The organism is Paracoccus gahaiensis (genome assembly GCF_005048225.1).
Lineage (GTDB): Bacteria > Pseudomonadota > Alphaproteobacteria > Rhodobacterales > Rhodobacteraceae > Paracoccus > Paracoccus gahaiensis.
Genome location: NZ_SUNI01000005.1, coordinates 143,382 through 156,233 on the forward strand (window position 1 = coordinate 143,382; position 12,852 = coordinate 156,233).

10 protein-coding genes are annotated in these 12,852 nt (G+C 68.9%); 4 read left to right on the forward strand and 6 right to left on the reverse strand.

Translation table 11 applies throughout. The annotated features are described in order from the left end of the window. Positions 1-73: 73 nt before the first annotated feature. From dnaN to FA743_RS08360, 4 genes are all read left to right on the forward strand, one after another. Positions 74-1,192 (forward strand): DNA polymerase III subunit beta, encoded by a 1,119-nt coding sequence (dnaN, locus tag FA743_RS08345; protein WP_136885497.1) that lies wholly within the window; start codon positions 74-76, stop codon positions 1,190-1,192. After that, complete coding sequence (recF, locus tag FA743_RS08350) at positions 1,189-2,265, forward strand: DNA replication/repair protein RecF (RefSeq protein ID WP_136885499.1); 1,077 nt, start codon at positions 1,189-1,191, stop codon at positions 2,263-2,265. Before dnaN ends, recF begins: the two co-directional genes overlap by 4 nt. Before the next feature lie 119 nt (positions 2,266-2,384). After that, on the forward strand, positions 2,385-4,823 hold the full coding sequence (gene gyrB, locus FA743_RS08355) for a DNA topoisomerase (ATP-hydrolyzing) subunit B (protein WP_136885501.1): 2,439 nt from the start codon (positions 2,385-2,387) through the stop codon (positions 4,821-4,823). 217 nt (positions 4,824-5,040) lie between these two features. Beyond that, complete coding sequence (locus FA743_RS08360; RefSeq protein WP_169308816.1) at positions 5,041-5,754, forward strand: outer membrane protein; 714 nt, start codon at positions 5,041-5,043, stop codon at positions 5,752-5,754. A gap of 49 nt (positions 5,755-5,803) precedes the next feature. On the opposite strand, the gene pdeM is transcribed toward FA743_RS08360, so the two are convergent. From pdeM to FA743_RS08390, 6 genes are all read right to left on the reverse strand, one after another. Then, positions 5,804-6,490: a ligase-associated DNA damage response endonuclease PdeM gene (gene pdeM / locus FA743_RS08365; protein WP_136885505.1), complete on the reverse strand. Its 687-nt coding sequence runs from the start codon at positions 6,488-6,490 to the stop codon at positions 5,804-5,806. After that, the gene (locus FA743_RS08370) at positions 6,487-8,862 is read right to left on the reverse strand and encodes a ligase-associated DNA damage response DEXH box helicase (protein WP_136885507.1); all 2,376 of its coding nucleotides are present in this window, start codon (positions 8,860-8,862) and stop codon (positions 6,487-6,489) included. Before FA743_RS08370 ends, pdeM begins: the two co-directional genes overlap by 4 nt. Next, entirely contained in the window at positions 8,859-10,409 is a 1,551-nt protein-coding gene (locus FA743_RS08375; RefSeq protein WP_136885509.1) for a cisplatin damage response ATP-dependent DNA ligase, read from the reverse strand. The genes FA743_RS08370 and FA743_RS08375 overlap by 4 nt, the downstream gene beginning before the upstream one ends. Continuing rightward, positions 10,406-11,398 (reverse strand): ligase-associated DNA damage response exonuclease, encoded by a 993-nt coding sequence (locus tag FA743_RS08380; protein WP_136885511.1) that lies wholly within the window; start codon positions 11,396-11,398, stop codon positions 10,406-10,408. The genes FA743_RS08375 and FA743_RS08380 overlap by 4 nt, the downstream gene beginning before the upstream one ends. 59 nt (positions 11,399-11,457) lie before the next feature. After that, entirely contained in the window at positions 11,458-12,348 is an 891-nt protein-coding gene (locus FA743_RS08385; RefSeq protein ID WP_136885513.1) for a DMT family transporter, read from the reverse strand. Between the two features lie 189 nt (positions 12,349-12,537). After that, positions 12,538-12,837, reverse strand: a complete 300-nt coding sequence (locus FA743_RS08390) for an HU family DNA-binding protein (protein WP_131574342.1) — start codon at positions 12,835-12,837, stop codon at positions 12,538-12,540. Positions 12,838-12,852 lie beyond the last annotated feature (15 nt).

Genomic DNA, 12,852 nt, shown 5'->3' on the forward strand with positions numbered 1-12,852 from the left:
GAGCGCCCGCGCGGGCGGTTACACATCAGGTCCGACGAACGGGCCGAAGCGCCTATGTGGACAGGGGACACAGATGAAATTCTCGATCGAGCGGGCCGTACTGGTCAAGGCCGTGTCGCAGGCCCAATCGGTCGTGGAGCGCCGCAACACCATCCCGATCCTGGCCAATGTGCTGATCGAGGCCACGCCCGAGGGCGTCAGCTTCCGCGCGACCGATCTGGACACCGAGGTCGTGGACAGCGCCATCGCGCAGGTGGAACGCCCCGGCGCCACCACCGTCAGCGCCGTGATGCTGAACGAGATCGCGCGCAAGCTGCCCGACGGGGCGCTGGTGCAGCTGGCGCTGGACGCGGCCACGGGGCGGCTGTCGGTGCAGGCCGGGCGGTCCTCGTTCAGCCTGGCCACCATGCCGCGCGACGATTTCCCGGCCATGGCCTCGTCGAAATACAGTGCCAACTTCAAGGCGCCCGCCACGGTGCTGCGGCGGCTGTTCGACAAGTCGAAATTCGCCATCTCGACCGAAGAGACGCGCTATTACCTGAACGGCGTCTACATGCATGTGTCCAAGTCCGAGGACGGGCCGGTGCTGCGCTGCGTGGCGACCGACGGCCACCGTCTGGCCCGCATCGACGCGCCCCTGCCGGTGGGCGCCGAGGACATGCCCGGCGTGATCGTGCCCCGCAAGACCGTGGGTGAGCTGCGCAAGCTGCTGGACGATGACGAGGCCGAGATCGCGGTCAGCGTCAGCGAGACCAAGGTCCGCTTCGCCACGCCCACGCTGACCCTGACCTCGAAGGTCATCGACGGCACCTTCCCCGATTACAGCCGCGTCATCCCGCAGGGCAACACCCGCAAGCTGGAGGTGGACGCCGCCGATTTCGCCCGCGCCGTCGACCGCGTGGCCACCGTCAGCAGCGAACGCTCGCGTGCGGTCAAGCTGTCGCTGGACGCGGACCGGCTGGTCCTGTCGGTGAACGCCCCCGATGCGGGCGCCGCCGAGGAGGAGTTGATCGTGGCCTATGCCGACGAGCCGCTGGAGATCGGCTTCAACGCCAAGTACCTGCAGGAGATCGCATCCCAGGTCGATCGCGACAATGCGGTCTTCCTGTTCAACGGCTCGGGCGATGCCGCCCTGATCCGCGAGGGCAGCGATCTGAGCGCGGTCTATGTCGTCATGCCGATGCGCGTGTGACGCTGACGGCGCTGCGCCTGTCGCAGTTCCGGTCCTGGCCCCGGCTGGATCTGGATCTGGATGCGCGCCCGCTGGCGATCTGGGGCCCGAACGGCTCGGGCAAGACGAATATCCTCGAGGCGGTCTCGATGCTGGCCCCCGGTCGGGGATTGCGCAGCGTGGCCGCACCCGATCAGGCGCGGCAGGGGGTCGAGGCGGGCTGGCGGCTGCGCGCCACCCTGGGGGACCATGTGGTCGAGACGCTGGCCCCGCCGGGCCAGACCCGCAGCGTCAGCATCGACGACAAGCCCGTGACGCAGACGGCGCTGGCGCGGCTTGTGCGGGTCATCTGGCTGGTGCCCGCGATGGACCGGCTGTGGTCGGACGCGCCCGAGGGGCGGCGGCGGTTCCTGGACCGCGTGACCCTGTCGCTGCAGCCCGACCATGCCGATCACGCGCTGGCCTATGAGAAGGCGATGCGCGAACGCAACCGCCTGCTGCGCGACGAGATCCGCGATCCCGGCTGGTTCCGCGCGCTGGAGGCGCAGATGGCCGAGGCGGGGGCCGCGCTGACCCGCAACCGGCAGGCCGCCCTGGCGGCGATCATGGCCGCGCAGGATGGCGGCAGCGATTTCCCCGCCGCCCGCCTGACCCTGCTGCCGGGCGAGGGGGCGGCCGACGATCCCGACCCCGCCAGCATCGCCGCCCGCCTGGCCGCGATGCGCCCCCGCGATCTGGCCGCCGGACGCACGCTCAGCGGGCCGCATCGCGCCGATCTGGGGGCCCATTGGGGGCCGCAGGACATGCCCGCCGCCCTGTCCTCGACCGGTGAGCAGAAGGCGCTGCTGCTGTCGCTGATCCTGGCCAATGCGCGCGCGTTGTCCGACCAGCCGGTGCTGCTGCTGCTGGACGAGGTCGCGGCGCATCTGGATGCGGACCGGCGCGCGGCGCTCTATGACCGCATCGCCGTGCTGCCGGCGCAAAGCCTGCTGACCGGCACCGGCCCCGAGCTGTTTCAGGCCCTGGGCCCCGCCGCCCGGCACCTGTCGGTCACGAAATCCGAAGGCCGCTCGCATGCCGAGGCGCCGGCCTGAGGCCACCCGGGCCCCGTGGCGTAGAAAACCCGCCGACGGAACCGAAAAACCCAGTCAAAGCCGTGACTTTGCCCGCCTCAGGGCCTATATCAGGGCATGATGTACAGGAAGCCCGACGCATGACCGACACCGCCGCCCAGCCTGCCGAATATGGCGCAGATTCCATCAAGGTTCTCAAGGGGCTGGACGCCGTTCGCAAGCGCCCCGGCATGTATATCGGCGACACCGACGACGGCTCGGGCCTGCATCACATGGTCTACGAGGTCGTGGACAACGGCATCGACGAGGCGCTTGGCGGCTTTGCCGACTATGTGACGGTCATCATCCACAACGACAGCAGCGTCAGCGTGCGCGACAACGGGCGGGGCATCCCGACCGACATCCACACGGGCGAGGGCATCAGCGCGGCCGAGGTGATCATGACCCAGCTGCATTCGGGCGGAAAGTTCGACCAGAACAGCTACAAGGTCTCGGGCGGTCTGCACGGCGTGGGCGTCTCGGTCGTGAACGCCCTGTCCGACTGGCTGGAGCTGCGCATCTGGCGCAACGGCAAGGAACATTACGTCCGCTTCGAACGCGGCGACACGGTCAAGCCGCTGATCGTCGTAGGCGATGCGCCCGAGGGCGAGAAGGGTACCGAGGTGCGCTTCATGGCCTCGGCCAAGACTAACGACCCCGAGGGGACGTTCAGCAACCTGGATTACAGTTTCAAGATCCTGGAGAACCGCCTGCGGGAACTTGCCTTCCTGAACAGCGGCGTGCGGATCATTCTGGAGGATCGCCGCCATGCCGAGGTGCAGACCTCGGAACTGTTCTACGAGGGCGGCGTGCGCGAGTTCGTCAAGTATCTGGACCGCTCCAAGACCTCGGTCATGGCCGAGCCGATCTTCATCACCGGCGAAAAGAACGGCATCACCGTCGAAGTGGCGATGTGGTGGAACGACAGCTATCACGAGACCGTCCTGCCCTTCACCAACAACATCCCGCAGCGGGACGGCGGCACCCATATCGCGGGGTTCCGCGGAGCGCTGACGCGGGTGATCAACAATTACGCGCAATCCAGCGGCATCGCGAAGCGCGAAAAGATCGACTTCACCGGCGACGATGCCCGCGAAGGCCTGACCTGCGTGCTGTCGGTGAAAGTGCCCGATCCGAAATTCTCCAGCCAGACCAAGGACAAGCTGGTCTCGTCCGAGGTGCGTCCGGCGGTCGAGGGGCTGGTCGGCGAAAAGCTGGCCGAATGGTTCGAGGAAAACCCCCTGCAGGCCAAGGCGATCACCGGCAAGATCATCGAGGCCGCGCTGGCCCGCGAGGCGGCGCGCAAGGCGCGCGAGCTGACGCGGCGCAAGACGGCGATGGACGTGGCCTCGCTGCCCGGCAAGCTGGCCGATTGCCAGGAAAAGGACCCGGCCCTGTCCGAGCTGTTCATCGTCGAGGGTGACTCGGCCGGCGGTTCGGCCAAGCAGGGCCGGTCGCGCCAGAACCAGGCCGTGCTGCCCCTGCGCGGCAAGATCCTGAACGTGGAGCGCGCGCGCTTCGATCGGATGCTGGGCAGCGACCAGATCGGCACGCTGATCACCGCGCTTGGCACCGGCATCGGGCGCGACGAGTTCAGCCTGAAGAAGCTGCGCTACCACAAGATCGTCATCATGACCGATGCCGACGTGGACGGCGCGCATATCCGCACGCTGCTGCTGACCTTCTTCTTTCGGCAGATGCCCGAGCTGATCGAGGGCGGGCATCTCTATATCGCGCAGCCGCCGCTCTACAAGGTGGGCCGGGGGCGGTCCGAGGTCTATCTGAAGAACGAGGCCGCGCTGGAGGATTACCTGATCCAGCAGGGCGTCGAGGGGGCCGGTCTGCGCCTGGCCTCGGGCGAGGAGATCCGGGGCCAGGATCTGGCCCGCGTGGTCGAGGAGGCCCGGGCCGCGCGGCGCATCCTGCGCGCCTATCCGACCCATTACCCTCCGCACATCACCGAGCAGGCCGCCATCGCCGGCGCGCTGGTGCCGGGGCGGCTGGATCAGGATGCGCAGGGCGTGGCCAGCGCCATCGCCGACCGTCTGGACCAGATCGCCGAGGAATACGAACGCGGCTGGCAGGGCCGCCCCACGCAGGATGCCGGCATCCGCCTGTCGCGCACCCTGCGCGGCGTCGAGGAGAACCGGACCCTGGACGGGCAGATGCTGCGCAGCGGCGAAAGCCGTCGCTTGGGCGAGATGACCGGCAGCCTGCAGGACATCTATGCCAAGCCCGCCCGCCTGATCCGCAAGGATCGCGACCAGCCGATCCACGGGCCTCTGGGCCTGCTGCAGGCGGTGTTCCTGGAAGGCGAGAAGGGCCTGTCGCTGCAGCGCTACAAGGGTCTGGGCGAGATGAACCCCGAACAGCTGTGGGAAACCACGCTGGACCCCGTCGCCCGCACCATGCTGCAGGTCCGCATCGAGGACGTGGCCGAGGCCGAGGATCTGTTCACCAAGCTGATGGGCGACGTGGTCGAACCGCGCCGCGAATTCATCCAGCAGAACGCCCTGAACGTGGAAAACCTGGATACCTGACCGGCCTCCAGGCCCTCCTGTTGCATAAATCACACGCCAAACCGACCGGTATCTCCGCCGTCGGTGAAAGCGTCTGCGCCATCATTTGCCCCATGTGTTAGTTCGTGCGCTAATTAATGCCGCGTTCAACAGTTCGCCGCAGGTTGCGGCTTAGTACATGGGGTCCATCATGACTATCAAATCCTTGCTCATCCTTTGCGTCGCTCCCGCTGCCCTGATGTCGGCAACGTCAGCCGCCCATGCCGGCGGCTCGGTCGCGTCGGTCGTCGATCTGGCCCCGATCGAGGTCGCCTTCGCGCCCGCCATCGGCCCGTGGGAGGGCGCCTATGCCGGCGGTGCGCTTGGCTATTCCTTCGGAGGAGATGACGAGGTCGGCCTGCAGTTCCGCGAAGGCGACGCGCCGGTCGGCCGCCAGACCGGTCTGGGCAAGATCAAGATCAATGGCCTAACTGCCGCCGCTCAGGTCGGCTATCGCTGGCAGCGCGATCGGTGGGTGTTCGGCCCAGAGCTGGGCGCCGAGTTCGGGGCGGTCATGGACGATATCGAGATCACCGTCGGGTCTGGTGCGGACGCCGTCTCGGGCGATGTCGAAAGCGAGATCAACAACATCCTCTCGCTGGTGATGAAGACCGGCTATGCCGTCGATCCGCAGACGCTGGTCTTCGGGACGTTCGGGGTCTCGCGCGTCGATGGCGATTACAAGCTGTCGACCGAGGACGGATCGTCGACGGTGGGCTACAATGCCACCGGCCTGACCGCCGGCTTCGGCGTCGAGCGGATGATCAACGAGACGACCTCGGTCTTCGGGGCCTATCAATACCGCGACTTCGGCACGTCCAATGTCGATTTCACGGATGGGGACGGGGTCGCGCGCACGGTCGGCACGCCCTCGCACAGCAACATCAAGGTCGGCTTCAACGTGAAGTTCTGACCTTCCGGCATCGCGGATCGACGGGCCGGCCCCCTGGGGCCGGCCTTTGTCATGCGCCGGCGGCCCGTGTGGCAGACCGGCGGCTGCGCGGTGCGAACCCGACAGGGACCGGCAGGGCGCGGGTCCCGCAGGCGATGGCCAGCCCCTGCGGGACCAGCGCCGACAGCACGCGGTCATCGACCGGCAAGCCGCCGGTATAGGCGCCGAAGGCCGGCAGGATCAGATGGTCGCGGCCGACCAGAAAGCAGCGCCGCCGCTGTCCGGCCAGCCGCAGGCAGGGATGGTAATGCCCCGAGACGTCGGGACCCACACCCGCCTCGTGGCGCAGGATCAGGCCGTCCTGCACCTCGTCCACGGCAGAGCCCGGCAGGCGCGGGCAGATCGCCCCGGGATCGTGGTTGCCGCTGACCCAGATCCAGACGCGCCCCTGCGCCAGCGCCTGCAGCCGCGCGCAGATGGCGTCGGGCAGGCCGCGCCCCGCCGCATCGTCGTCGAAGCCGTCGCCCAGGCTGATGACGCGGGCCGGATCGGTCGCGGCGATCTCGGCCTCCAGCCGGTCCAGCGTGGCCTGCGTCTCGTAGGGGGGCAGCAGCGCGCCGCCGCGCCGCGCCATGCGTTCGGACTTGCCCAGATGCAGGTCGGCCACGACCAGCCAGCGCCGGGCGGGCCAGTACAGCGCACCCGAGGCCCGGGCCTCCAGCCGCTGGCCGTCGAAGTCGAAGGAATGGGCGGTCACGTCAATCCTGCCTCTGCCATCAGGGCCTCGGCCTCTGCCTCGGCCAGCCGCTCGACCCCGTGGCCCGCGATGGGAACGCGCCCGTATTCCAGCAGCAGGGGGGCGGCCAGAGGCGAGACGCGGTCCAGCATCCGGTGATCCAGACGGTCCGAGCGATCCAGCATCTCTTCGATCCGGCCGAAATCCACAAGCCCCCGCCGCGCCTCGTCCGCCGTGATCCGCAGCATCAGGTGGTCGGGATCATAGCGGCGCAGCGTGTCGTACAGGATGTCGCTGGAAAACGTCGCCTGCCGCCCGGACTTGCGCGTGCCGGGCAGGTTGCGCTGGATCAGCCCGCCGATCGTGGCCACGTTGCGAAAGCTGCGCTTCATCACCGCATTGCTGCCCAGCCAGTCGCCCAGACCCTCGCGCAGCGCATCGCGGTCCAGCAGGGGGGCGGGGTCGGTGACCGCATCCAGCGACCAGATCAGCAGCGCGTAGTCGGTGGCGATGAAGCCCAGAGGGCCCAGGCCCGCCACCTCCATCGTGCGGGTCATCAGCAGGCCAAGCGTCTGCATTGCGTTGCGCCCGGCAAAGCCGAACAGCGAGAAATGCCAGCGCCCGTTGCGCGGGAAGGTCTCGCAGACCAGCGTGCCGGGGCGGGGCAGGGCGCTGACCCGGGCCTGCAGGGCCAGCCAGTCGCGGGTATCCTCGGGCAGGGCGGCGTGGCGGGTGGGATCGCCGATCATCGCCAGCACCCGATGCGACAGCTGGGTCGAGGTCGCCAGCTTGAGCCCGGAATAGAGCGCGATCTTGGGCTCCTTGGCGGGCTGGCGGGTGACCTCGACGACCATCTCGCGCAGGGCGTCATAGCGGACGGTCTGCCCGCCGATCAGGAAGGTGTCGCCCGGTTCCAGCGTGGCCGCAAAGCCTTCCTCGACCTCGCCCAGCATCGCGCCACCGCGGCCGCGATAGCGGACCTTCAGCGATTCGGGCTCGACGATGGTGCCGATGTTCATGCGCAGGTCGCGCGCCGCACGGGGATCGCGCAGCCGCCACAGCCCGTCGCGGGCCATCAGCCGCTGCCAGCGGTCATAGGCCCGCAGCGCATAGCCCCCGGTCGCCGCGAAATCCAGGCAGGCGTCGAAATCTTCGCGCGCCAGCGCCGCATAGGGGCCGGCGGTCCGCACCTCGGCAAAAAGCGCGTCGGCATCGAAGGGCCCCGCGCAGGCGGTCAGCAGGATATGCTGGCAGAGCACGTCCAGGGGCCCCGGCCCGCGCGGGTCGCCGTCCAGATCGCGCTCGCGCACGGCGGCGAGGGCGGCCACGCATTCGATCACCTCGAAGCGGTTGGCGGGCACGATGCGGGCGCGCGAGGGCGCGTTGTAGCGGTGGTTGGCCCGCCCGATGCGCTGGACCAGCCGCTTGACGTTCTTGGGCGCGCCGACCTGGATGACCAGATCCACCGCGCCCCAGTCGATGCCCAGATCCAGGCTGCCGGTGGCCACCACGGCGCGCAGCTCGCCCGCCGCCATCGCCGCCTCGACCCGCTGGCGGGCCTCGCGGGCCAGGCTGCCGTGATGCAGGCCGATGGGCAGGTTGTCGTCGTTCTGCGCCCAGATCGCCTGGAAGAACAGCTCGGCCTGGGCGCGGGTGTTCATGAAGATGATGGTCGTGGTGGCGCGCGCGACTTCGGCCAGCACGTCGGGAATGGCGTAATGCCCGCCGCCGCCCGACCACGGCGCCGAGCGCGCGGTCGGCAGCATGGCGATGTCGGGATCGGGGCCGGGATCTGCGTTGATGACCCGGGCGCCGCCCATGAACGCCGCCAGCCGGTCGGGGTCCTCGACCGTCGCCGACAGGCCGGTGACGATCAGGTCCGGCGCGAGCGTCCGCAGCCGTGCCAGCCCCAGCATCAGCTGATCGCCGCGCTTGTTCTCGGCCAGCGCGTGCAGCTCGTCCAGCACCACCCGGCGCAGCCCCCCGAAGATCGCGGGCGCCTGTTCATAGGACAGCATCAGCGCCAGCGATTCGGGTGTGGTCAGCAGAATGTCGGGCGGATCGACCTTCTGGCGCGCCTTCTGGCTGGCGCGGGTGTCGCCGGTGCGGTCCTCGATGCGGACCTGCAGGCCCAAGGCCTCGACCGGCCGCGCCAGATTGCGCGCGATATCCGCCGTCAGGGCCTTCAGGGGCGAGACATAGAGCGTGTGCATCCCCTTGTGCGGTGCCTGCAGCTCGACGAGGCTGGGCAGGAACCCTGCCAACGTCTTGCCGCCGCCCGTGGGCGCGATCAGCAGGCTGTCGCCCGTGGCGTTCAGCAGGTCGATCTGATGGGGATGGGGTTCCCAGCCCTGGGCCGCGAACCAGTCCCGAAACGCCGGGGGCAGGGTCACGGGATCATGTCCTTCAGCGTCTGCAACCGGTCAGCCTCGGCGGCGGGCTTGTCCCATCGGATGCGGCTGATGCGGGGAAAGCGCATGGCCACGCCGGACTTGTGGCGGGGCGAGGCGTTCAGCCCCTCGAACGCGACCTCCAGCACCAGCTTGGGGGCGACGGATCGGACGGGGCCGAAGCGCTCGGTGGTGTTGTTGCGCACGAATCGGTCCAGTTCGCGCAATTCCTCGTCGGTGAAGCCGAAATAGGCCTTGCCGACCGGGACCAGCACCTCGCCGTCCCACAGCCCGAAGGTGAAGTCGCTGTAGAAGCCCGACCGCTTGCCATGCCCGCGCTGCGCATAGAGCATCACCGCATCGACGACCATCGGATCGCGCTTCCACTTGAACCACGGCCCGCGCGGGCGCCCGCCGACATAGGCGCTGTCGCGGCGCTTGATCATCACGCCCTCGATCACGATGCTGGGGGGATCGGCGCGCAGGGCGGCCAGATCGTCCCATGTGGCGAAGGGCAGCAGCGGCGACAGATCGATCCGCTCGCTGCCGAAATCTGCCGTCTCCAGGATCGCGCGGCGCTCCTCATGCGGCAGGTCGCGCAGGTCGCGGCCCTGCCAGATCATCGCGTCATAGACCCGCAGCGAGGCCGGATGACTGTCCAGCATGGCCCGGCCCACCACCTTGCGTCCAAGCCGCTTCTGAAGATCGCCAAAGGGCGCCACGTCGAGGCCCCGCCGCACCAGCAATTCCCCATCCACCGCGCCGTCGAAGTTCAGCGCCTCCAGCAGGTCGGGGAAGGCGGCGCCGACATCCTCTCCGGTGCGGGAATAGAGGCGCCGCGTGCCGCCATCGTTGATCGCCTGCACGCGGATGCCGTCCCACTTCCATTCGGCGGTGTACAGCGCCGGATCGAAGGCCCGCAGCTGGTCCAGATCGACCGGGGTGGACAGCATGACGGGCCGGAAGGGCGCCAGCGCGGCATGTTCGGGCCGCGTGCCGCCCGCGATCCAGTCGAAGAGCGGCTGGTAGGGGGGCGTCAGGCCGTGCCAGATCTCCTCGATATCCTTGACCTGCGGCTCGCCCATTTCGGCCAGCGCGATCCGGGCCATGCGCGCCGACAGGCCCACGCGCATGTTGCCCGTCGCCAGCTTCAGAAAGGCCAGCCGCTGCGAGGGGCCAAGCCGGTCCAGCATCGCGGTGATGGTCGAGGGCAGACCCGCGCGGCCCGTCTCGGACAGCAGCGCCACGGCCTGATGCAGCGGCACATCCTCGTCGCGGTCCGTGTCCCACAGCAGCGCGATGGTTTCGGCCAGATCGCCCACGAAATCATAGGACATGGCGAAGAGCTGCCCGTCGATCCGCTCGGCCATCAGCCCGCGCAAGAGGCCCGGCGTGACGGCGCGCAGCTTCAGGTCGCCGGTCAGCGCGGCCAGCGCATAGCCGCGATCGGGGTCCGGCGTCTGTTCCAGGTAATGCCGCAGCAGCCGCAGTTTCGCGTTGCGCGCGGCGGTGAAGGCCAGCCGTTCCAGCAGATGCGCGAAACCCCTCATTCGGGTTCGTCCTCGTAGCCCACCAGCCGCAGGGGGCGCGAGGCGATGCCCTGCAATTCGCACCAGCGCATCAGGCCTTCCTCGGTGCCGTGGGTGATCCAGACCTCCTCGGGGGCCAGGTCCGTGATCGTCTGCGTGACCTGCGGCCAGTCCACATGGTCGCTGATGACCAGGGGTAGCTCGACCCCGCGCTGCCGGGCGCGGGCGCGGACCGCCATCCAGCCCGAGGCGAAGCCGATCACCGGATCGCTGAACCGCTGCACCCAGGCACTGGCAAAGGCCGAGGGGGGCGCGATGACCAGCTGGGCCTGCACCTCTTTCGCGGTGGCGGGCACCAGCGGGCCGAGGTCTATGCCCTGCTCCACATGGTAATCCGACAGGCGCTGCAGCGCGCCGTGGATGGCGATGGGGCCGTCGATGCCCGCCTGACGCGCCAGCGCGATCACCCGCTGCGCCTTGCCAAGCGCATAGGCGCCGATCAGATGCGGGCGTTCGGGAAACTCGGCCATGCTGGCGATCAGGCGCGTCATCTCCAGCAAGGGATCGGGGTGGCGAAAGACCGGCAGGCCGAAGGTCGCCTCGGTGACGAAGATGTCGCAGGGTACCGGCTCGTAGGACGCGCAGACCGGGTTCGGCGCCCGGCAGTAATCGCCCGAGACGACGATCTTGGGCCCCTTGTCCGGCATCACCGCGATCTGCGCCGATCCCAGGATATGGCCCGCCGGATGGAAGCTGACCTGCACGCCGCCGATCCGCGCCACGCCCTTTGCCGCTTGCCGGCTGGCGGTGAAATCCTCGCCATAGCGGATGGCCATGATGTCCAGCGTCTGCTGCGTGGCCATCACCGCGCCATGGCCCGCCCGGGCATGATCGCCATGGCCATGGGTGATCAGCGCGCGGGGAACCGGGCGGACGGGATCAATGTAGAAATCGCCGGGCGGGCAGTAGAGACCGGCCTCGGTCGGGTGCAGGATCTGGTCGGCGCGCATGGAATCCATATGCCAAGGGCTTCGGCGATCTCAACGCCCGACGCCCACCTGCGGGTCCGTCAGCTGGGGGGAGGCCGGCGCACCGGCGGTGCCTTGGACAGCTGCACGGCGAGAATCCCCAGCATGATGATCGCCACGCCGATCACGTCGCCCGCGCCCAGATCCTCGCCCAGCAGCAGGGCGGCGGTGGCGACGCCGAAGAAGGGCGTCAGGAAATGGAAGGTCGCCGCGCGCACCGCGCCGATCCGGCCCACCAGCAGGAACCACACCCAGGTCGCCAGCAGCCCCGGCACGACCGCCGTATAGAGGAACGCGACGATCAGGCGCGGGGTATAGGTGACGGTCCAGTCCTCGACCCAGGGCGCGATCAGGCCCAGGGTCACCGCGCCCACCAGCATCTGCAGGCCCACGATCATCATCACGTTGCCGCCCGAACTGGCGCCGCGCACCGTCAGCGTGGCCACGGCCAGCGCCAGGGCTGCGACGAAGCACATGACGATGCCGGTCGGGTCGCTGCCGCCCTGCAGCCGCGCGCCCATGATGATCGCCACGCCCAAGACCCCCAGCAGCAGCCCGCCGGTGCCCATCGGGCGCAGGCGCTCGCCCATCAGCGTCCAGCCAAGAAAGGCCACCAGCAGCGGCATGGTCGCGGCGATGATCGAGGCCAGTCCCGCCTCGATCCACTGCATCGCCGTCCAGTTCAGCCCCAGATAGAGCGCGTTCTGGCACAGGCCCAGGATCACCACCGCGCGCCATTGCATCCGCGTCAGCCCCCGCCAGCTCTGCCCCATCGCCAAGGCGATCAGGATGCCGATGCCGCCCGACAGCGCAAAGCGCAGTGCCAGCGACAGCAGCGGCGGCGCCTCGGTCACGATCATCCGGGTCGAGGTGAAGGCCGAGGCCCACATCACCGCAAACCCGAGGCCCATCAGCAGCGCACGAACATCCATGGCGGAGGCCTTTCTTGCAGGTGATGCAAAACGGCTAGCAGAGCGGTCCTGCGGCGGAAAGGCGCAAACGTGACCCCCCGGCAGGATTGCCGAAACCGGCGGCAGCCGGGGCACAGCAAGGGCGGGCAGAATGGAAAAAGGGGCCGCGCCCGAAGGCGCGACCCCTGATGTCATCGGCTCAGGCCGGGATCAGCTGTTGACGCTGTCCTTGAGGGCCTTGGCGATGGTGAACTTGACCTGCTTGTCGGCGGGCTTGGTCATCATTTCCTGGGTCTGCGGATTGCGGACCTGACGCTCGGGGCGTGCGCGGCAGGCGATCTTGCCCAGGCCGGGCAGGGTGACCGCGCCGCCACCGGCGACTTCGCGGGTCACGACCGCCACGATCGCGTCCAGCGCGGCCGTGGCCGATTTCTTGTCCGAACCCATTTCCTCGGCGATGGTCGCCACCAGTTGGGTTTTGGTCATCGGTTTTGCAGCAGCCGTAGCCATGGTCTGTCTCCTCTT